Source organism: Noviherbaspirillum sp. (genome assembly GCF_036563305.1).
Taxonomy (GTDB): Bacteria; Pseudomonadota; Gammaproteobacteria; order Burkholderiales; family Burkholderiaceae_D; genus Noviherbaspirillum.
This window is the reverse complement of sequence record NZ_DATCMQ010000014.1, coordinates 471,208-491,762: the sequence shown is the minus strand read 5'-3', so window position 1 is coordinate 491,762 and position 20,555 is coordinate 471,208. Positions and strand designations below refer to the sequence as shown.

Below are 20,555 nucleotides of genomic sequence, written 5' to 3'. Positions count from 1 at the left end.
TCATGCCGTCCTCGCTTTCTGGACTTCGAGGATCTCCTCGGCCAGCCAGCGGCGGCGGACATTGGCGATCCAGTAGGTGATGCTGGCGGCAATCAGCGCGATGATCACGACCGAGAACGCGACTGTCAGGTTGCTCGACACCTGCGATAGCTTGCCTTCGGTCAGGGACTTCAGCGCCGGACCCATCGGAATCATGGTCCCGATCAGGCCAAGCATCGGTGCGACCCGGCTGGCGATGCGCGACGGCTCGAGCAGCTTGTGCGCCAGCAGGTCGAGTTCGTCCAGCGAGGCCGCGGCATTGGCCTGCACATGCTGCAGCAGGGGGAAGCCCACCAGTTGCGGCCCGCGCCGGCGGCGCTGCAGCGTCTGCAGCAGGAACCCGCCGAGCGCATAGAGCGAGTAGGCGAACATTGCCGCCACGAGCAGCAGCACGGGCAGCAGGAACAGCTGGCCGATCTGGTACATCAGCAGCTCGATGGTGGAAGACTGGATCATGGTTTTTCCTTTGCGATGGGGGGATGCGAGGCAACCGTGCCGGTGAGCGGGCGGCTGCAGGGATCGTCCCGCCGGGTCGCCGGCGTGAACCAGAGCAGGTCGAAACCGGCGCCGTCATAGGCGCCGGGCGCGTTTTTGCCTTCGACCGTCTCGACGTAGGCGATCGCGAGCACGCCCCTGCCATCCTTCAGGTAGCGCGGCACCGCCCGGTCGCGCCGCACATGTCCGGCGCCCGCGATCAGCACCGTGGGGGCGGCGCTGGCCTCGAGCGCATCGGCCATGACGGCGTCGCGCGCGCGCTGTGCCAGCACGATCGACGCCAGCCGGTCCGGCGGAGGCCGGTGCCCGCAGTGTCCGCTGACGATGTCCTCTTCCAGTGCCGCGACAGCCGCGGCGCCGATCTCCGGAAGCGCCGGCTGGCGGCGGCCCGTCGCGATTTCCCTGGCATCGGCGCGTGACAGATTGCCCGCGGCGAGCGGCCATCCGCGCGCCGCCGCGAACCCGATGAGGTCCTTGTACATCGGCCAGCGCCAGGCCTTCCGATCCAGCTTGCCGGCATCGGCCAGGCCCTCGGCGTCGGCGATGCCGGCGGCCTGCGCCGCGGCCAGCGCCGGCTGGTGCTCGCGGTCGAACTGCTCCATGACTACCGTCGGCCGGCGCCCCTTCTGCGCCAGTGCCTGCAGGACGTCGCGTTGCAGCCGGTGATGGATCTCGCTGTCATGCCTTTCGCCAAGCAGAAGATGCCGGCTCGCGGCGGCCTGTTCATGGGCTCTCTCGACGCTGATGAAACTGCTGCTGCGCGTATCCCATATGCGTCCGTCGAGCGGATGCGGGGACTGGGCTGCGGCGCCTGCGGCCGCGACCAGCATGCAGATGAACAACAGGCTGCGCTTGATTTTCATGCTGAAGGCACCTTTCTCCACTGGCGCCAGGCGCCGATGAGCGGAATCAATATGATCAGGGCAATGGCGGAGGCGAGCATCGTGCCCAGGGTTTCCACCACGTCCTGCTGCGGGGTTCTTTCAAGCTTCATGCCGGAGACGGTCTGCGGCGCTGCAGGCGCTTTCGGTTCGTCCGGCTGCTTCTCCGGCGCCGGGGCCGGCGCAGACGCGGCGGCGGCCGGCGTGGCGGGCGCCGGCGGCTGCGTCGTCCGGGGCGGGGTACCGGCTGCCGTCCCGAATCCGGGAAGTCCGGCGTAGGCGGCCAGCTTCGCGTTGTCCGTGCGGACGTCATAGCGCCTTGCCAGATCGCGATAACGGGCCTTGAGTTCCGCCACGGTCGCCTCGTCGGCCTTCCAGTCGCCGTGGCGGGCGGCTTCCAGCATTCGCTCGATGGTCTGGGCCAGCGCATGCGGGTTCTCGCGTTCGAACCATTCCTTCAGGCCGAGCCTGTGCTTGTCGCGCACGTAGACATCGGCGAATTCCTGCCACTGGTCGTCGCGCACGATCTCCCTCGCCACCGACGTCCACCCGGCGAAATTGTTCATGCTGTCGAGGATCTGCAGCGTCCCGGCGTAGCCTTCCGCCATCAGGCCCTCGATGTAGCCGGGGTGAAAGTTGCGGGTCGCCAGCTCCCTGGCCAGGAACTGCGCCGCCCCCTCCACCTTGCCGGCGCCGGCCTCCCGCAGGTTGGCGATGTAAAGCGCCGGCGCCTTGCCGTCCAGCGCGCGCACCGCCAGCGCGATGCCGCCGAGGTACTGGAACGGGTCGTCGGTGGTCAGCATGCCGTACAGGTTGGAGGTGCGCGACAGGACTGCGCCTTCCGTGCCCTTCAGGTGGTCCGCGTACAGGTTGCCCGGCTTGCCATTGCCGAGCTCCTGCGCGCTCTTGCCCCAGTCGGCCTCGTCGGGGCCGTACGCAAACTGCATGCGCGAGAGGTACAGCTGCGCGAGCTTGCGGTCGCCTTCGGCGCGGGTGTCCCAGGTGTCGGTCGCCAGCGCGGCGTCGTCCAGGCCGGTGCCGTACTTGCCCGATTCGGAGGCGAAGATCCGCGTCTTGCCGGCATTGATCGCGGCCTGGCGGGGCCAGCCCTGTTGCAGCAGCCTGTTGCCGATGTCACGGGCATTGGCGGCGACGGGATTGTCCTGCTCGTCCGCTTCGGCGGCCAGCTGCGCTGCCTTGGCCAGGTGCTTCATGAGGTTGGGGAAGTGGTCCCGGTAGAGGCCGGTGGCGGACAGCACGATGTCCACGCGGGGGCGCTTCAGCGCGCCGCGCGGCACCAGCTTCACATCCACCACGCGCCCGCCCTGGTCCCATACCGGTTCCACGCCCAGTCCCCACAGCGCCTGCGCCTCCAGCATGCCCTGGTGGCGCATGGTCTCGACCGACCAGAGCGAAAACGTGAGCTTGCGCGGCGCACGTCCGGTCTGCTTCACATGCGCGGCGATCAGCTGCTCCATCGCCGTCTTGCCGGCTTCCCAGGCGGCGCGGGTCGGCATGCGGGACGGATCGAACGGATAGAGATTGCGTCCGGTCGGCAGCGCATCGGGATTCCTGATCGGATCGCCGCCGTAGGACGTGGGGATGTAGCGACCATCGAGCGCCGCCAGCAAGCCGCGCAGTTCACCCTCGGCGCCGAGGGCGGCATACCATTCCCGGCCCTTGTCGATGAAGCCCCGCAGCGACGGAGGCAAATCACCGTCCGGCGCGCCCTCGACGACGTGGCGCCTGAGCAGCCTGAACGGCGAGGTCTCCGCCAGCCGGCGGTAGTCGGTCGCCAGGACTTCATCCGCTTCTTCGCCGGGCGCGGCCGCCGCTTCCCAGTAGTCCTTCCCGAGCATCATCATCACCGTGGCGAGGCGCCATTTTTCTTCCGTGCCCTTGCCGAAGGTGTGCAGGCCAACCGGCTGCGCGCTGCTGGCCAGCTCGTGCAGGTGATCGTGCAGCGCCGTGACGAAACCGGGGAAATCGGCGCGGAGGCGGTCTTCATTCCAGCCCATGTCCTTGTCGATGCGTTCCTGGCGCACCAGCCGCAACAGCGCGTCCTGCTGCTTCTGCCTGACCAGGCCGTCGTCCTGCGCCAGCCATTCATGCAGGAGGTCGTGCATGCGGGTGAGCGCCGCATGCAGGCCCGCCGGCGCGAAGGGCGGTGTCTGGTGCGACAGCGTCACCGCGCGCCCGCGACGCTTGGTCTGGGTCGCTTCCCCCACGTTGTCGACGATGTAGGGATAGATCACCGGCACGTCGCCGACGGCCAGCAGCGGATAGTCATGCACCGACAGTCCGCGCTCCTTGCCCGGCAACCACTCCTGCGTGCCATGCGTCCCGTAGTGGATGAGCGCATCGGCGCCGAAGGTCTTCCTCAGCCAGAGGTAGCTGGCAAGGTAGAACGGCGGCGGCGAGACGGTGGCGGAGTGATACAGCGCCTTTTCCTTGTCCGCGCCGCGTTCGCCGCGCGGCGCCTGCGGCATCAGCACGACATTGCCCAACTTGAGGCGCGGAATGGCGAAGTAGGCTTGACCGCCACGCCGGACCACCATGGTCGACCTTGCGGGATCGCCCCAGTCCCTGCGCATCGAATCCTGCACCGCCGCCGGCAGCGTGGCGACCCATGCGCGGTATTCGGCCACCGGCAGGAGTTCGGCCAGCCCGTCCGCGATCAGGGCCTCCAGGGCGGCATTGTCCTCCGGCGGCCGGTAGGCCGGCGCCAGCAGTCGCTGCAGCTGGCGCGTGAGCTGCTCGGCGCCCGGCGTGCTGGTGGCGTAGCCGGCCTCCCTCAGCGCCGCAAGCGTGGCGTCGAGACTCTTCGGCAGGTTCATGTAGGACGCGGAGAGGTTCTTTTCACCGGCCGGGTAATTCCAGAACAGGACGGCGACATGCTTGTCGGCGTTGCGCTTCTGCTGCAGGCGCACCAGGTTCATCGCCTTGCCGACCACCGCCGCCGCCTGGGGCGCGATCGGCACGACCTGGTCGTCGCGCTGGCTGGTGGCGGCGGCAATCATGATGTCAGTGACGCCGGCATACTCCGCCTGCGCGAGGTAGAAGGGAACATCCATCAGCGCCACGCCGTGGGGATCGGCCTGCCATGCGGCGGCATCCCCCTTGCGGTAGGGCATGGCCTGTACCACCGGTATGCCCATGCTTTCGAATTCCTTCCTGCGGCCCTCGGGATTGAGCATGATCTGCGTGTTGATCAGGACGTCCGCGACGACCTTGCCCTCCGGCGCCAGGATGGTCCGCATCGCGTCGGCCTCCATCACCGGACTGTAGAACGCGAGCGGCAATGCACCTGCACGCTCGATGCGCGCGATCAGGTCGTCGATGAAGGCGGTCTGTTCCGCGCTCACGTATTGCTGGTGCATGGCAATCGCGATCACCGGCCGGGGACGCGCCGGATCGACTGCTTTCCAGGCCAGGTAGTCCGCAGCGCCGGAAAAAACGACTTCCGGCGCCGCCGGATGGTAGACGGCGGATTTCGGGAACACGATCGGCGGCGCGACGGATGTCCAGGGCCGCCCGGCGAAATGCGCACCGAGCACCTGGAACATCCGCTGGAAATTGGCCTTGCTGCCATTGACGTAGTACGCGTGCAAGCGCGCGGCCAGGGCATCCGGAAGCCCGCTCGATTCGGCGCGCGCGGTGCCCATCCAGATGGCGGGCGCGCGCATGCCGGGCAGCGCTTTCGCAAGCCTGGACCGGATGGCGTCGCGGATATGATCGCGCGGCGCGTCGAACAGCACCAGGTCGGCACCGCGGAACAGGCCGGCATCGACTTCCGCCGGCAGTTTTTCCACATAGTGCGCCTCGATGCGGATGCCGTGCGGGGAAGCGAACTCCGCCAGCATCCGGAACTTGCCCGGCGCCACCGGACTGCTCGTCACGACCAGGACCGATGCCGCCTGGGCGGCGCCGCAGACGAGCGATGCCAGGACGGCAAGGAGACCACAACACCAGCCGAACCACTGCCCGCGCCGGAGTAACAGCGGCAGCGGGAGGGCCGGGGGCCTGTGGAGGTAACGATGCGCAGTGCGTGTCATGATCTTTTGCCGTTCCTGTGCATGGTTATGGTCAGAACTGGTACCGGAAGCTGACGCTGGCGTTGCGGCCGGCCTGGCTGTAGGCATCGAGCCCCGGCGTCAGCGCATCGAGCCCGCGCACGTCCGACCAGAGGAAGTACTTCTTGTCCAGCAGGTTGAAGATGCCGATGTTGATGGTGGCGTTCCTGCTGATGTTGTACCAGGCGGTCAGGTCGAGCAGCGAGTAGCCGCCGGGCGTGAAGGTGGTGGCGGGATGCGGATTGCGGCTCTTGCGTTCCACCGCGGTGACGGTCGCCTGGCCGCCGAAGCGCTCGCTGTCGAAGCGCAGCGCGAGCAGCAACTTGTCCGGGTCGATGGTCTCCAGCGGCGTGCGCGTCCCCTCCGTGGTCTGATCGCCGCGCGCATGGGCGTAGCTGCCCAGCAGCGTCCAGTTGCGCATGAAATTCCATTCGCCGCGCAGCTCGAAGCCACGGATCTTCACATCCGACAGGTTGACCGACTGGTAGACGATCGGGTCGGCCGTCGTTCCGCTGCCGCCGACACGGACATTGCTGGCGATGAAGTCCTTGTACTTGCCCTGGAAGACGCTCGCGCTGTAGCGCACGGTGTCGGTTCTGCCGCGCCAGCCGAGCTCGAAGGAATCGCTGGTCTCGGGCTTGAGCGCCGGATTGCCGATCGAGGTGTAGGGCTGGCTGGCGGTCAGGTTGGTGACGCCGCCGTTGACCTGCGACGGCGCCGGCGCGCGGAAGCCGTGGGCGTACTGTGCAAAGAGGTTGACCATCGGTGACAGCTTCCAGATCGCCCCCAGTTTCGGCGACACCGCGTTGTCCGACAGCGTCGACGGCGCCGCGGCGTTGGTGACCGCATACAGGGCATCGGGATGCGGCGTCAGCTTGAACTCGTCATAGCGCAGGCCGGGCACGAGCACGAGGTTGCCGATGCCGATCTCGTCCTGGATGAAGGCGCCCGACAGGCGGTAGTCGGTATCGGGGAAGCTCTTGTTGGGGGCGAAGCCGGCGGCGCCGGTAAGCGGCACGCCGTTGCGCAGGTTCGCGCCTTCCTTCATCGAGTCCACGTTGGTCATCGAGGTATCGAATCCGTAGATCAGGCGATGGCTGATGTCCCTGCCAAAGTTGCTCTCGAACTGCACGCTGCCGCCTGTCACGTCCTCGCTGTATTCGGTATCCCGGGTGCGGGTGTTCCATCCGCTGGCCGCGGTCCTGCCTTCGAAGCCCAGCTGGCGGTTCTTCGATTGCTGGTTGTAGAGACTGAAGTCGGCGCGCTGGAACAGGCGGTTGGCGGTATCGAGGTAGCTGTAGTCCAGCTTGACCATCTGCCGGCTGATGTCCTCGCGCACCTTGACGTCGTTCAGTCCTGCCGCCGCGAACGGATCGCCGAAGAAGGTGAGCACCCGGGTGCGATTGTCGCGTTCCAGGTTCTCCGCGGTCAGCTTGAGCTTGTGGTTGCGGTTGAACTTGAACAGCAGCTTGCCCAGCAGGTAGTCCGACTTCACATCCGCCGGATTGGCCGTGGTGCGGTTGATGTTCTCCACGTCGTTGTCGCCGCCGGTTTTCGATTCGTGCCCCCGGCGCGAAGTGGCGAGCACCATCGCCTCCACCATCTCGCCGCGGGTGGCGAAGCTGGGCACCAGCGACCAGCTGTTGTCGATCGCGTGGTAGCCGGTCTTCAGCGCGAACTGAGTGTCCTTCCCCAGGGTGAGCAGGTCGGCCGGATCCTTGGTCAGGAAGCTGACCGCGCCGGCCAGGCCGTCGCTGCCGTATTGGGTGGACGAGGCGCCGCGCAGGATCTCTACCCGCTTGAATGCCTCGACGTCGATGTAGTCGGCCCTGCCCGCCGCATAGGGACCGGAGGCATAGGTCGAGGGCAGGCGCACGCCGTCGACCTGCAAGCGCACCTGGTCGCCTTCCAGGCCGCGGATGTTGATGCCTTCGTTGCCGGCGCGGCCGGTCGCGCGGAACACGCCCGAGGAACGGTTCGGCTGGGCGCGCACGGAGACGCCTGCTTCATGCCGCAGCAGGTCCTGCACATCGACCGGCATCTCACGCGCGATCTGCTCGTCGGTGATTGCCGTGACGGTGGCCGCGACCTCGTCGGCTTCCTGCTCCACCCGGTTGGCGGTGACGATGACGGTGCCGAGGGCATGCGGTGCGGCGGCCGTGACGGGCGCCGTCGCGGGCTCCGCGGCAGCGTTGGCAGAAAGCAGAATAGGGAAAGGCAGGGCGGCGATGGCAGCCGCCAATGGCCGTACACGCAAGCCGAGTGGCATACAGTAGCTCCAATAGGACAGTCAAAAGATGAAATACACCCAGTGGCGGTCGATTGGATGGCTAGGGATGTAGGCCGTGAGACGGAAGGAATCTTCTCTTAAACGCGAATGATTCTTATTTGATTATAGCGCACGATTTACAATTTGCAACAGTTTTGCCTTGCGAAGTGCGTCGGCCGCCGGGCTGTCCAACCCGCGAAAGCGCGTCTTCCTGCATCTTCCCGCGCAGCAGCGCGGCAGCGCGACCGGCGGCTGGCCGATGCCGCCGGCAAGAAAAGACGGGCGGGCGACCGCTCGCGTGGGAAGCAGCGAGGGGGACGGGAGCCCGATGCGGCGCCACGCGATGTCACAGCGGCGATGGCTAAAACGTCTAGCAGGTGCCGATGACGTTTTGCTTCGGCATACCCTGAAAGGAACCCAACGTGTCGTCTCTTCGCATTCCCTATCATTCCCTGTCCCCCGTCGCCTACCGCGCCTTTGCCAGCGCGGAAACGGCGCTGGAGCAATCCACGCTGGGCAGGCAGATGATCCTGCTGGTCTTCCTGAGGATCTCCCAGATCAATGGCTGCGCCTTCTGCATCGACAAGCACGCGCGCGACCTGCTGAAGATGGGCGAAGACTGGCAGCGGGTCAACAGCCTGTCCACGTGGCGCGAGACGGCTTTCTACTCCGCCCCCGAGCGTGCCGCGCTGGCCTGGGCGGAGGCCGTCACCCGGCTGGAGAACGGCGCCGTTCCCGACGCGGTTTTCGAGGCGCTGACCACGCACTTTTCCGACCAGGAGATTGCCGATCTCGGCTTTGCATCCGCGCTGATGAATGCCTGGAACCGGATGGCGATCAGCTTCCGGCAGCCGGTCCCGAAATCGACCGTCATCCTGTAGGCGCGGCCGCCTTGCGTCCACGCGTTGCCGACTGACCGAACCATCCGGAGTGCATCTTCCATGACCGACGCATCGCACGACCCTGGCCGTTTTGCGCAGCTGCGCCCCCGCCTGTTCGCGGTTGCCTACCGCATGCTGGGCATCCGGGCCGACGCCGAAGACGTGGTGCAGGACGCCTGGCTGCGCTGGAGCGGCGTCAATCGGGATGCCGTGCAGTCGGACGAAGCCTGGCTGGTCGCCGTCGTGACCCGAATGGCGATCGACCGGTTGCGGACGGCGAGGGCTCAGCGGGAAGCCTATGTCGGTTACTGGCTACCCGAGCCGCTCGTGGAGATCGAAGAACGCACTCCGGAAGCGGCGGCGGAACTCGCCAGCGACCTGTCGGTTGCGCTGATGTGGGTACTTGAGCGCCTGACCCCGAAGGAGCGCGCCGCATTCCTGCTGCGGCAGGCGTTCGACCTGGACTACAAGGACATGGCGCCCATCCTCGACCAGAGCGAAGCCGCCTGCCGCCAGATGGTGCACCGGGCGACGCAGCGCGTGAAGCAGGAGGCGCCGCGGTTCAAGGTGCCCGCCGACCTTCACCGCGGCGTACTCGAACGCTTCCTGCAGGCGGCGCGCAGCGGCGACCACGTCGCACTGCAGGCGCTCCTGGCCGACGACGCGACGATCGTGAGCGACGGCGGCGGCAAGGTCGCGTCCTTCATGAAAATCATCTCCGGCGGCCGCCGTATCTCTCACTTGTACCTTGCCGTCCATCTGCGGCACGGAAGGTCGCTGGAGTACCGGATTGCGCGCATCAACGGCGAGCCGGGCCTGCTGCGCTATGTCGACGGCCGCATCGAGTCGGCGCAGGCGTTCGTCACCGACGGCCTGCGCGTCGTCGCGATCTACACCATGCGCAATCCGGAAAAACTCAACGCGATCCCCGCCTTGCCCTGAAGCTTCCTGGCAGGCCGCCGCCGCGAGGCATGCTCATCCCAGCAGGGGAGCGTCGCGCGGCGAGCCGTATGAATGAAAGTCTGAAAATGGAGAATGTCATGCAGTCCCTGGCAAACCACCTGTTCCCGCACGAACTGCAAGCCTTGCGCGATGCCCTGCACAGGGACACGCGGATGGAGATCACGCGTGCCGGCACCGACGCCGAATGGGCCGACTACCACCGCGCGAACGCGCGCCTCAACATCCGCCTGCTCGAACTGCTCACGCCGGCGCGAAGCGGGCCGGCGCCTGGCCGCGAGGCATGATTGCTGCCGGCTGTGTGCAGGTCGCGCACACGCCCGTGCCCGTGCCGACGCAGACACCGGCGAAAAGTCTCGCCTCGCCTCGCGCTCCCCGCAGCCTGTTACTCGAGTCCGGCCGCCGCGCGGTAGGACTGCGCCTGCAGGCACAACCAGTCGATAAACAGCCGCAGCGCCGCGGATTCCGCCTTCCGTTCGGGGAAGACGATGTGATAGGCATGGGCGCTGCGGTGGCTGTGCGCGCAGGCGACGACGAGTCGCCCGCCCGCCAGGTCCTCCTCGATCAGCATGGCGGGGATGAGCGCGACGCCCATGTCATGTCGGGCGGCCTGGGCCAGCATTGAAAACAGCTCGAAGCGCGGGCCGGCGAGCGGGTTGCCGCCGTCCACCCCGGCCGATTCGCACCAGTTGCGCCAGGCGTAGGGGCGGGTTTCCTGCTGCAGCAGCGGCAGGCGCACCACTTCCTGCGGCGTCACCGGCTTCCCGCTGCGGCTGATCCGGCGCAGCAGGGCAGGACTGCAGACCGGCACGGCATGCTCGCGCATCAGGTGCCGGGCGTCGGTGCCAGGCCAGCTGCCTTCGCCGAACTGGATGGCCGCGTCGAACGTCGTCTCCTCGAACAGGAAGGGGCGGGTGCGGGTGGTGAGGTTGACGGTGATGTCGGGATGGGCCCGCATGAAATGCGGCAGCCGCGGCAGCAGCCACTGGGTGGCGAAGGTCGGCACCACGGCGAGTTGCAGTGTCGCGCCGCGTCCATGGCTGGCCATGATGCCGAGCGTGTCCTGCTCGATCGCGTCCAGCCGGGACGCGACCTGCCGGCTGAAACCCTCGCCGGCCTCGGTCAGCTTCACCCCGTGCCGGGTGCGGCGGAACAACGCCACGCCGAGGTAAGCCTCGAGTCCCGCGATTTGCCGGCACACCGCGCTCTGGGTCAACGCCAGGTCCGCCGCCGCCTTGGTGAAACTTTCATGCCGGGCGGCGGCCTCGAATGCCACCAGCGCCCCTGTGCTCGGTATCCTGCGCCGCATGCGTCCTCCGTCTTGAAGTGCGATTTTCGCACAAACCTATACGGAATTCTCGGTTGTCGTCCGCCGTCCCAGTCTCTTAGTATGGTGGCCACGCAGTAAACCACGATCTTGAAGTGCACAGGATGAAAATCATGACCGAAAAAGCCGTATTCAACTGGGAAAGCCCGCTGCTGCTGGACACGCAGCTCACGAGCGAGGAACGCATGGTCGCCGACAGCGCCCGTGCTTACTCGCAGGACAAGCTGATGCCGCGCGTGCTGGAAGCCTTCCGCCATGAGCGCACCGACCGCGAGATCTTCAGCGAGATGGGCGAGCTCGGCCTGCTGGGCGCGACCATTCCGGAGCAGTATGGCGGCGCCGGCCTCAACTATGTTTCCTACGGCCTGATCGCGCGCGAGGTGGAGCGGGTGGACTCCGGCTATCGCTCGATGATGAGCGTGCAGTCGTCGCTGGTGATGGTGCCCATCAACGAATTCAGCAGCGAGGCGCAGAAGCAGAAATACCTGCCCAAGCTGGCGCGCGGCGAATGGGTAGGCTGCTTCGGCCTGACCGAACCCAACCATGGCTCCGATCCCGGCTCCATGGTCACGCGGGCGCGCAAGGTCGCCGGCGGCTACGCGCTCAGCGGCGCCAAGATGTGGATCACCAACAGCCCGATCGCCGACGTGTTCGTGGTCTGGGCCAAGACCGACGACGGCCTCATTCGCGGCTTCATCCTGGAGAAGGGCTGGAAGGGCCTGAGCGCGCCCGCCATTCACGGCAAGATGGGTCTGCGCGCCTCGGTCACCGGCGAGATCGTGATGGACGAGGTGTTCTGCCCCGAGGAAAACATGCTGCCCGGCGTGAGCGGCCTGAAGGGCCCGTTCACCTGCCTCAATTCGGCCCGTTTCGGGATCGCCTGGGGCGCGCTCGGCGCGGCGGAGTTCTGTTACCAGGCGGCGCGCCAGTACGTGCTCGACCGCAAGCAGTTCGGCCGGCCGCTGGCGGCCAACCAGCTGATCCAGAAGAAGCTGGCCGACATGCTCACCGACATCACCCTCGGCCTGCAGGGCTGCCTGCAGCTCGGACGGATGAAGGACGCTGGCACCGCCGCCGTGGAGATCACCTCGATGATGAAGCGCAATTCCTGCGGCAAGGCGCTCGACATTGCCCGCACCGCGCGCGACATGCTAGGCGGCAACGGCATCTCGGACGAGTTCGGCGTCATCCGCCACGTGGTCAACCTGGAGGTGGTGAATACCTACGAAGGCACCCACGACGTCCATGCGCTGATCCTTGGGCGCGCCATCACCGGCATCCCGGCTTTCTCCAACTGACCGCGACGGGCCGGCTTCCCGGCCCGTTCGCCTCGCGACCGCCCGTCAGTGCCCGAGCACCACCGGGATCTCGGTCGCCGGCGGCGTGTTGCGGCTGCGGCCGCAGCGCACGATCCCGTCGATCATCACCATCCCGATGCCCGGAATGTCCCCGAGCCCGACGCTGTCGAGCAGGTCGCGGCCAGCGGAATGCTGGGCCTTGTCCATGAAGACGAAGTCCGCCGCGCGTCCCGGTTCGATCAGGCCGCAATTGAGCTGCCGGATGCGGGCGGTGTTGCCGGTGGCGAAGCAGAACACCAGCTCGGCAGGAATGTTCGCCAGGCTGGACAGCATGGCGACCATGCGCAGGATGCCGAGCGGCTGCACGCCCGATCCGGCCGGCCCATCGGTGCCGAGGATCACCCGGTGCGGGCACTTGAGTTCGAGCGCCGCGCGCGCCGCCGCCAGCGCGATCTTCTCGTTGCCGTTGTGGACGATCTCGATCGCCCGCTTCGACTGCTCGCACAGCGCGCAGACATGCGCCTCGGGCAGGGCGGTATGGCCGCCGTTGATGTGACCGATGACGTCGGCATCGGCTTCCAGCACCACGTCCTTGTCGATCAGCCCCGACCCGGGAATGGACGGGCCGCCGGTATGGATGGTGCTCTGTATGCCGTACTTGCGCGCCCATGCCACCATCTGCTGCGCCTCCTCGCCGGCCTTGACCGAACCCAGGCCAACTTCCCCGAGCAGCTTGACGCCGGCCTCCGCCAGCTCCTTGAAGTCGTGCTCGGTCATGCCTTTTTCGATGACCGGCGCACCCGCCAGCACCTTGACCCCGCCAGGCCGGAAATTGTCGAAGGCGCGCTGGGCGGTAATGGCCAGGGCCTTGAGCCCGACGATGTCCTTCGGCCGGCCCGGCAGGTGCACCTCGCCGGCCGAAATCATGGTGGTGACGCCGCCGTTCATGGTCGAATCGATCCAGCCGAGCTGGTTCTGCCGCGGCGTCCAGTCGCCGAACACCGGATGCACGTGGCTGTCGATCAGGCCGGGCGCGACGCAGGTGCGGCGGGCGTCGATGACGGTGTCCGCCTGGCCGGTATCGGAGTCGGCCTCCTTGCCTACCGAGACGATCAGGCCGTCGCGGATCACGATGGTGTCGGCATCGAGGATGGGACGGTCGATGTCGCCGGAAAGCATCAGGCCGATGTTCCTGATGACGACCTTGCCGGACTGCTGGGTGCCGCTTGCGTCTGCCATGACTTCCTCCTTGTTGGTCAAACCTGCGCCATCACCTGCCGCACCATGGCGGCGGTGATGAATTCCTCCCAATAGGCGAGCGATTCCGGCGCGTCCAGGTCTTCGCCAAGGAACGCCGACAGGGTGAAACGGTTGGAAAGATAGAAGTAGGCCAGGGCCGCGCTCATCAGGTAGATGTCGCGGGCGCGGAGATCCTTGCGGAAGACGCCGCGTTCGGCGCCGCGGGCCAGCACGCCGGCCATGGCCGAGATCGCCGGCGACGAGTATTCCCGCGCGCGCATCGACTTCGATATGTGCCGTCCGCGGTGCAGGTTCTCGCTGTTGAGCAGGGTGATGAACTCCGGATTCTGCTGGTAGTAGGTCCACATGAACCGCACCAGCGTCTTCAGGTCCTCGACCGGATCGTCAAGCTTCAGGACCACCTTGGACTCGGCGTCGTTGAAGCGGCGGTAGGTGTCCTCGATGACCGCGATGAACAGCGCTTCCTTGCTGCCGAAGTAGTAATAGATCATGCGGTCGTGCGACTTCGCCGCCTTCGAGATCTGCTCGATGCGGCCGCCGGCAAACCCGTGCTTGGCGAACACCCGCGTGGCGGCGCGCAGGATGCTGTCCTGCGTGGCCTGCGCCGCCAGTTCCCGGGTGCGGGGCCGGACGGCGCCGTTGCTTGCCTTGCGTGCGGGCCGGATCGCCATCGTTCAGCGGAGGAGAGCGGTCATCGGCGCTCTACTGCTCGGCGAAGGCGCGCTCGATCACGAAATCGCCCGGTGTCGAGGTATTGCCTTCCTTGAAGCCGCGCTCTTCCAGCATGCGCTTGAGGTCGCGCAGCATGCCGGGGCTGCCGCAGATCATCACCCGGTCGGCCGCCGGGTCCAGCGGCGGGGTGCCGAGGTCGGTGAACAGTTTTCCGGTGCTGATGAGGTCGGTGATGCGGCCCATGTTGCGGTACTGCTCGCGGGTCACCGTCGGGTAGTAGCGCAGCTTGCTGGTCACCAGCTCGCCGAGGAATTCATGGTTGGGGAGATGCTCCATCAGCACGTCGTGGTAGGCCAGCTCGTCGACCTGGCGCACCCCGTGCACCAGGACCACCTGCTCGAACTTCTCGTAGGTCTCCGGGTCGCGGATGATGCTCATGAACGGCGCCAGGCCGGTGCCGGTCGACAGCAGGTACAGGCGGCGTCCGGGCAGGAGGTAGTCGATCAGCAGCGTGCCGGTCGGCTTGCGGCCGACGATGATGGTGTCGCCGACCTGGATATGCTGCAGGCGGGAGGTCAGCGGACCGTCCGGCACCTTGATGCTCAGGAACTCCAGGTGTTCCTCGTAGTTGGCGCTGACGATGCTGTACGCCCGCAGCAGCGGCTTGTTGTTGACGCGCAGCCCGATCATCGTGAAATGGCCGTTGCTGAACCGCAGCGCGGGATCGCGGGTGGTGGTGAAGGTGAACAGGCGATCCGTCCAGTGATGCACACTCAGGACGCGTTCTTCGTGCATTGCACTCATAATTTTCCGTTTATAAAAGACTAATAAAAAGGCGGCTTTCAGCGCTCCAGGGCCGATAGCTTACCTGTTTTGTCCTTCCAGTCGTCAGCATCGGGCAGGCCGCCCCGGGAATTGTCGATGACCGGCCATATTTGTGCCAGTTCGACATTGAGCGCAATGAACGCCGCCTGGTCCGGCGGTACGTCCTCTTCGGCATAAATGGCGTTGACCGGGCACTCCGCGACGCAGACCGCGCAGTCGATGCATTCGTCGGGGTCGATGGCGAGAAAGTTCGGACCTTCATGGAAACAGTCGACCGGGCAGACGTCGACGCAGTCCGTGTATTTGCAGCGGATGCAGGCTTCGGTTACCACGTGGGTCATCATTCCTCCCGGTGCCAGGGCAAATCGTCAATGTAGTATACACTAAACGAAAATGTAGTGTACACTAAACTCAAATGTAGCCTACACTACATTCGCGTGATTGCAGTCGATGTGCATCTCTACAGGGGGTTGGCGTCATGACGGAACACACGAAGACCGACGGGCTGGCGGAATACGAGCCGCAGGTGCTGGAGCGGGCCAGGCAGCGCAGCGAGCGCATGGCAAGCGACAAGATTGAATGCAACGCCTGTCCGGTCCTGTGCCAGATCACCGCCGGCCGTTCCGGCGCCTGCGACCGCTACGCCAATGTCGACGGCACCCTGGTCCGCGTCGATCCCGTGCTGTTCATGCGCAAGACGCTGGAAGACCCCGCCGCCGCGGTCATCCCCTTCGCCGGACGTACGCAGCCGGCGCCGCTGCCGGCGGTGCGGGAATCCTGGAACGGCGACCTGTTGCACGCCGGCGAGATCTTCGTCACCGGCGTCGGCTCCTCCACCACCTATCCCGATTACAAACCCGCGCCCTTCATCGTCTCGGCGCCGGTGCGCGGCGTCGACATGGTCACCGTCGTCACCGAGGGCATCTTCAGCTACTGCAGCCTCAAGGTGAAGATCGACACCGACCGCTACCTCGGTCCGGAACAGGCCAACGTGCGTTACCGCGGCGAGGTGGTTGGCCATGTGACCACCGCCGAGTACGGTTCGCAGATGCTGTCGCTCGGCGGCGTGCACCACCTGACCGGCGGCAGCAAGAAAGAGGGCCGGATGACGCTGGAGATGATGGCGCTGCTCGGCAACAAGAAGGCCGCCGAGCTGACCATCGACGGCGGCTCCCAGCTGCTCATCCAGGCGGGCCGCGCGCCCATCGTCAACGGCATCGAGGAGCAGCGCATGCGGGTCGGCTGCGGCTCCGCCACCATCGGCATCTTTGCCAAGCAGCTCTACGGCAAGGTGGACGAGGTGGTGGTGGTCGACGACCACATCACCGGCGTCTTCACCGAGCATCAGGCCGGCCGCTGCCTCGATATCCGCCCGTCCGGCATCAAGATGCGCGGGCGCAAGTCGACGCCGGGCCGCTACTTCCAGGTTGCCAATCCCGGCACCGGCTGGGGCGGGACCGACCTCGTCGACCCCCTGACCATCATCGAAGGCTGGGACGCCGCCGTAGCCTGGCCCGGCCTGCGGCTGCTGCTGACCTCGACCACCGGCGAGCACGCCGCCTGGTTCGTGCTGGACCAGGACCTGCGCCCGGTGCGCCAGGACATGCCGCCGGAGGTGGCAAGGGTGGTGGTCCGCATTGGCGAGAACTGCGAACCTTCGGTCACCACCGTGCTCTTCCTCGGCGGCGCCGGCGGCAGCCTGCGCGCCGGTGTCACCGAGAACCCGGTCCTGCTGACCCAGGCGATCAAGCGCGCGCTGGTCAACGTCACCTGCGGCGGCGCGCCCGCCTACGTCTGGCCGGGCGGCGGCATCACCGTCATGGCGGACGTCATGCGCATGCCGGACAACAGCTTCGGCACCGTCCCGACCCCGGCCATCGTCGCCCCCATCGAATTCACGATGCGCCTGACCGACTATGCGGCCCTGGGCGGCCACATGGACCATGTGCGGCAGCTGCCGTCGGTGCTGGAGACGGGGGCGTGGCATAACGACGGCGCGCCTCCCGCCCGGCGCTGGGAAAGGCAACCGGCACAGAACGGCTGGCCCGCCGACAACGGTCCGGTACTCGGCTGAGCGGACCATCATGGCACCCCACTGCGCATCGCTCCCCGACGGACGCCTGCATTTCTCGCACGGTCCGATCGACCTTGTGATCCAGGCCGACGGTCCGCTCGACGCGGTCAACCGGGCGCATGCCGACGCCTGGCGGCGTTTCGTCTCCGTCCTGCCGGAGCTGGTCGCCGAGCTGCCGCTGCTGCGCGCGCCGGTGACCGAAGCCTGCCCGCCGCGAGGCACGGTTGCCAGGCGCATGTGGGAAGCGTGTTTCCCGTACCGGGCCGGTTTCATCACGCCGATGGCGGCCGTCGCCGGCGCGGTGGCGGAAGAAATCCTGGCCTGCTACCGCGGCCCGGGCATTGCGCGCGCGTCGGTCAACAACGGCGGCGACATCGCGTTCCACTTGAGTGCAGACGCTTCTTATCGGGTCGGGATTTGCACCGATATCGACGCCGGCACCGCGGAGGCCGCACACGGCGCGCTGGAGACCGACGGCTGGATCGACATCGACACCGCCTCGCCGGCACGCGGCGTCGCCACCAGCGGCTGGAAGGGGCGCAGCTTCTCGCTCGGGATCGCCGACAGCGTCACCGTGCTGGCGACTACCGCGGCGCAGGCGGACGCCGCCGCAACCGTGATCGCCAACGCGGTGAACGTCGACGATCCCCGTATCCTGCGGCGGCCGGCCAATGAACTCAAGGACGACACCGACCTCGGCGCGCTGCCGGTCACCGTCAACGTGCCACCGCTTGGCCCGGCGCTCGCACTGCGCGCGCTGATTGCGGGGCATGCACGGGCACGCGAATTGCAGGAAGAGGGGCTGATCCATGCTGCCGTGCTTGCCTGCCAGGGGCACATGCTGCAGCTGGGCGTCGGTCCGGCGCCGGCCGTGCCGGTGTCTCTGCGGCAGCGCACGAATGCCGTCCGCGCGCTTTCGTATTAGGATTGCCGTGCTGGCCGGCTTGATGCATCTGAAAACAGAAACAAGAACAAGGACAAGCGCATGATCGAGATACGCCGCATCTTCAACCATGTCGAAGACATCTTCCACGAGTTCGGTCCTGCTCCGGCGCAGCCCCTGCGCCGCGGCTACATCGCGGCGGTGCTGACCAATCCCTACGCCGGCCGCTACGAGCCCGACATCCTGCCGATGATGGAAGCGCTCAATGAGGTGGGCGTGATGCTCGGGCGCCGCCTGCTCGAACGGATCGGGGTGCCGCGCGAAGGCATCTCCTCCTACGGCAAGGGCGCCATCGTCGGCGCCGACGGCGAGATCGAGCACGGCGCGCTGTGGCACGTCCCCGGCGGTTATGCGATGCGTGAGCTGCTGGGATGGAGCGAGGACGCCGCTGCCGGCCGCAAGGGCAACGCCCTGGCCATCGTGCCGTCGACAAAGAAGGTCGCCGGTCCCGGCGCCACCCTGGACGTGCCGATTACCCATATCAACGCCTCCTATGTACGCAGCCACTTCGACGCCATCGAGGCCCGCGTGCCCGGCGCCCCGCGCTGCGGCGAAATGGTGGTGATCCTGGCGATGAGCACCGGCGCGCGGGTGCATGCGCGGGTGGGAGGATTGCAGGCGTCGGAAATAAGCAAATGGGACGGGCTGCGCTGAGCGGCACGCCGGACATCGAGGAGACAGCAATGGCGGCAAACATCAGGAAGCTGGTTGTGCAGGTCGACGAGACCATGACCGAGATGGGCAGGGCGGTGCAGCCGCCGACGCGACGGGCGCTGGCGATGGCGGTGATCGAGAACCCGTGCGCCGGCCGCTACGTGGAAGCGCTGGACGAGCTGATCGCCATCGGCGAGGAACTCGGCGGACTGCTCGGCAAGCGCTGCGTGGAGGCGCTCGGCATTGCGCCCGAACAGGCGCAGAGCTACGGCAAGGCGGCCATCGTCGGCGAGGCCGGCGAGCTCGAGCACGCGGCGGCGATCCTGCATCCGAAGCTGGGCGCGCCGCTGCGGCAGGCGGTGAGCCGCGGCGCCGCGCTGGTCCCCTCGAGCAAGAAGCAGGGTGGCGTCGGCAGCGCCATCGATGTGCCGCTGGGGCACAAGGATGCCGCCTTCGTGCGCAGCCACTTCGATGCCATGGAAGCGCGCGTGGCCGATGCGCCGCGCGCCAACGAGATCGTCGTCGCCGTTGTCGTTACCGACAGCGGCCGGCCGTTGCCCCGGGTGGGAGGGCTGCAATCCCACGAGATCAAAGGCGAGGACGGATTGCGCTAATCCCCTGCCAAGCCCCAAGCCAGGTCATCAGTCCCATAACCAAGGAGTGCAACATGATCAAGACTTCCAGGAGATTGGCCGCCGCCGCGGTCCTGTTCGCCGTCGGCAGCGGCGCCTACGCGCAGAACGTGATCAAGATCGGCGAGATTAACAGCTACAAGGCGCAGCCCGCGTTTCTGGAGCCATACCGCAAGGGCCTCGAACTGGCGGTGGAGGAGGTCAATGCCGCGGGCGGCGTCAACGGCAAGAAGCTCGAACTGGTGATCCGCGACGACAACGGCAATCCCGGCGATGCGGTACGCGCCGCCGATGAGCTGGTGTCGCGCGAGCGGGTCGATGTGCTGACCGGCTCCTTCCTCTCGCACGTGGGGCTGGCGCTGACCGATTACGCCAAGCAGCGCAAGTTCTTCTTCCTGGCCGCCGAACCGCTGACCGACAAGATCGTGTGGGAGAACGGCAATCCGTACACCTACCGCCTGCGGGCCTCGACCTACATGCAGGTGGCGATGCTCGTGCCGGAAGCCGCCAAGATGAAGAAGAAGCGCTGGGCGCTGGTCTATCCGAACTACGAGTACGGCCAGTCCTCGGTCGCCACCTTCAAGAAGCTCCTCAAGGAAGCGCAGCCGGATGTCGAGTTCGTCGCCGAACAGGCGCCGCCGCTGGGCAAGGTGGATGCCGGCAGCGTCGTGCAGGCGCTGGCCGATGCCCGCCCGGACGCCATCTTCAACGTCCTGTTCGGCGCCGATCTCTCGAAGTTCGTCCGCGAGGGCAACACCCGCGGCCTGTTCGAGAAGCGCGAGGTGGTCAGCCTGCTGACCGGCGAGCCGGAATACATGGACCCGCTGAAGAACGAAAGCCCGAACGGCTGGGTGGTCACCGGCTATCCGTGGTACGGCATCAAGACGCCGGAGCATGACGCGTTCCGCAAGGCCTACGAGGCGAAGTTCAAGGATTATCCGCGCCTCGGCTCGGTGGTCGGCTACAGCGCGATCAAGTCGCTCGCCGCCGGCATCAAGAAGGCACAGTCGACCGAGACCGACAAGCTGGTCAAGGCATTCGAGGGACTGCAGGTGAGCACGCCTTTCGGCAATGTCGTCTACCGTCCCGAAGACCACCAGTCCACCATGGGCGCCTACGTCGGCCGCACCAAGAATGAAGGCGGCAAGGGCGTGATGGTCGACTACCGCTATGTCGACGGCGCCACGGTCCTGCCCGACGCCGCGACGGTGGCCAAGCTTCGGCCGGCGCCCTGACCGACCAGTGAGGCGGCCGCCGGCGCCGCCTTCCATT

Annotated in this window: 18 protein-coding genes; 9 read left to right on the top strand and 9 right to left on the bottom strand. The window is 66.8% G+C overall.

From position 1 onward, the window contains the following. Genes VIM12_RS15065 through VIM12_RS15050 form a run of 4 tightly spaced genes read right to left on the bottom strand, consistent with a single transcriptional unit; the run spans window position 1 to window position 7,757 of the window. Window positions 1–495, bottom strand: coding sequence for a MotA/TolQ/ExbB proton channel family protein (locus VIM12_RS15065; protein ID WP_331942477.1), 495 nt, complete (start codon window positions 493–495; stop codon window positions 1–3). Beyond that, window positions 492–1,397 (bottom strand): ChaN family lipoprotein, encoded by a 906-nt coding sequence (locus VIM12_RS15060; protein WP_331942476.1) that lies wholly within the window; start codon window positions 1,395–1,397, stop codon window positions 492–494. The genes VIM12_RS15065 and VIM12_RS15060 overlap by 4 nt, the downstream gene beginning before the upstream one ends. Then, entirely contained in the window at window positions 1,394–5,470 is a 4,077-nt protein-coding gene (gene cobN / locus VIM12_RS15055; RefSeq protein WP_331942475.1) for a cobaltochelatase subunit CobN, read from the bottom strand. The genes VIM12_RS15060 and cobN overlap by 4 nt, the downstream gene beginning before the upstream one ends. Before the next feature lie 31 nt (window positions 5,471–5,501). Continuing rightward, window positions 5,502–7,757, bottom strand: a complete 2,256-nt coding sequence (locus VIM12_RS15050) for a TonB-dependent hemoglobin/transferrin/lactoferrin family receptor (protein ID WP_331942474.1) — start codon at window positions 7,755–7,757, stop codon at window positions 5,502–5,504. Window positions 7,758–8,179: 422 nt separating this feature from the next. Here VIM12_RS15050 and VIM12_RS15045 point away from each other — a divergent pair, with 422 nt between their 5' ends. The 3 genes from VIM12_RS15045 to VIM12_RS15035 all read left to right on the top strand — a co-directional run bounded on the left by VIM12_RS15045 (window position 8,180) and on the right by VIM12_RS15035 (window position 9,885). After that, window positions 8,180–8,638, top strand: a complete 459-nt coding sequence (locus VIM12_RS15045) for a carboxymuconolactone decarboxylase family protein (RefSeq protein ID WP_331942473.1) — start codon at window positions 8,180–8,182, stop codon at window positions 8,636–8,638. A gap of 60 nt (window positions 8,639–8,698) precedes the next feature. Beyond that, window positions 8,699–9,580: an RNA polymerase sigma-70 factor gene (locus VIM12_RS15040; RefSeq protein ID WP_331942472.1), complete on the top strand. Its 882-nt coding sequence runs from the start codon at window positions 8,699–8,701 to the stop codon at window positions 9,578–9,580. Between the two features lie 98 nt (window positions 9,581–9,678). Beyond that, a complete protein-coding gene (locus VIM12_RS15035; protein ID WP_331942471.1) occupies window positions 9,679–9,885 on the top strand; it encodes a hypothetical protein in 207 nt (68 codons plus the stop codon). 98 nt (window positions 9,886–9,983) lie between these two features. Here VIM12_RS15035 and VIM12_RS15030 read toward each other — a convergent pair whose 3' ends face one another. Beyond that, entirely contained in the window at window positions 9,984–10,907 is a 924-nt protein-coding gene (locus tag VIM12_RS15030; RefSeq protein ID WP_331942470.1) for a LysR family transcriptional regulator, read from the bottom strand. Between the two features lie 131 nt (window positions 10,908–11,038). Between VIM12_RS15030 and VIM12_RS15025 the strand changes: the two genes are divergently transcribed. Then, window positions 11,039–12,223 carry an acyl-CoA dehydrogenase gene (locus VIM12_RS15025; RefSeq protein WP_331942469.1) on the top strand — a complete coding sequence of 395 codons (1,185 nt, stop codon included), beginning with the start codon at window positions 11,039–11,041 and terminating at the stop codon, window positions 12,221–12,223. Window positions 12,224–12,268: 45 nt separating this feature from the next. Here VIM12_RS15025 and VIM12_RS15020 read toward each other — a convergent pair whose 3' ends face one another. Genes VIM12_RS15020 through fdxA form a run of 4 tightly spaced genes read right to left on the bottom strand, consistent with a single transcriptional unit; the run spans window position 12,269 to window position 15,321 of the window. Next, window positions 12,269–13,462 carry an amidohydrolase family protein gene (locus VIM12_RS15020; RefSeq protein WP_331942468.1) on the bottom strand — a complete coding sequence of 398 codons (1,194 nt, stop codon included), beginning with the start codon at window positions 13,460–13,462 and terminating at the stop codon, window positions 12,269–12,271. 17 nt (window positions 13,463–13,479) lie between these two features. Continuing rightward, the gene (locus VIM12_RS15015) at window positions 13,480–14,154 is read right to left on the bottom strand and encodes a TetR/AcrR family transcriptional regulator (RefSeq protein WP_331942467.1); all 675 of its coding nucleotides are present in this window, start codon (window positions 14,152–14,154) and stop codon (window positions 13,480–13,482) included. A 31-nt stretch (window positions 14,155–14,185) separates the two neighbouring features. After that, a complete protein-coding gene (locus VIM12_RS15010) occupies window positions 14,186–14,959 on the bottom strand; it encodes a ferredoxin--NADP reductase (RefSeq protein ID WP_331942466.1) in 774 nt (257 codons plus the stop codon). Between the two features lie 38 nt (window positions 14,960–14,997). Continuing rightward, window positions 14,998–15,321 carry a ferredoxin FdxA gene (gene fdxA / locus VIM12_RS15005; RefSeq protein ID WP_331942525.1) on the bottom strand — a complete coding sequence of 108 codons (324 nt, stop codon included), beginning with the start codon at window positions 15,319–15,321 and terminating at the stop codon, window positions 14,998–15,000. A gap of 137 nt (window positions 15,322–15,458) precedes the next feature. Here fdxA and VIM12_RS15000 point away from each other — a divergent pair, with 137 nt between their 5' ends. Genes VIM12_RS15000 through VIM12_RS14980 form a run of 5 tightly spaced genes read left to right on the top strand, consistent with a single transcriptional unit; the run spans window position 15,459 to window position 20,518 of the window. Beyond that, the gene (locus VIM12_RS15000) at window positions 15,459–17,054 is read left to right on the top strand and encodes a 6-hydroxynicotinate reductase (RefSeq protein ID WP_331942465.1); all 1,596 of its coding nucleotides are present in this window, start codon (window positions 15,459–15,461) and stop codon (window positions 17,052–17,054) included. A 10-nt stretch (window positions 17,055–17,064) separates the two neighbouring features. Further along, the gene (locus VIM12_RS14995) at window positions 17,065–17,979 is read left to right on the top strand and encodes a UPF0280 family protein (RefSeq protein WP_331942464.1); all 915 of its coding nucleotides are present in this window, start codon (window positions 17,065–17,067) and stop codon (window positions 17,977–17,979) included. 60 nt (window positions 17,980–18,039) lie between these two features. After that, a complete protein-coding gene (locus VIM12_RS14990; RefSeq protein ID WP_331942463.1) occupies window positions 18,040–18,651 on the top strand; it encodes an amino acid synthesis family protein in 612 nt (203 codons plus the stop codon). A gap of 29 nt (window positions 18,652–18,680) precedes the next feature. Further along, window positions 18,681–19,265: an amino acid synthesis family protein gene (locus tag VIM12_RS14985; protein ID WP_331942524.1), complete on the top strand. Its 585-nt coding sequence runs from the start codon at window positions 18,681–18,683 to the stop codon at window positions 19,263–19,265. Between the two features lie 53 nt (window positions 19,266–19,318). Continuing rightward, entirely contained in the window at window positions 19,319–20,518 is a 1,200-nt protein-coding gene (locus VIM12_RS14980; protein WP_331942462.1) for an ABC transporter substrate-binding protein, read from the top strand. Window positions 20,519–20,555 lie beyond the last annotated feature (37 nt).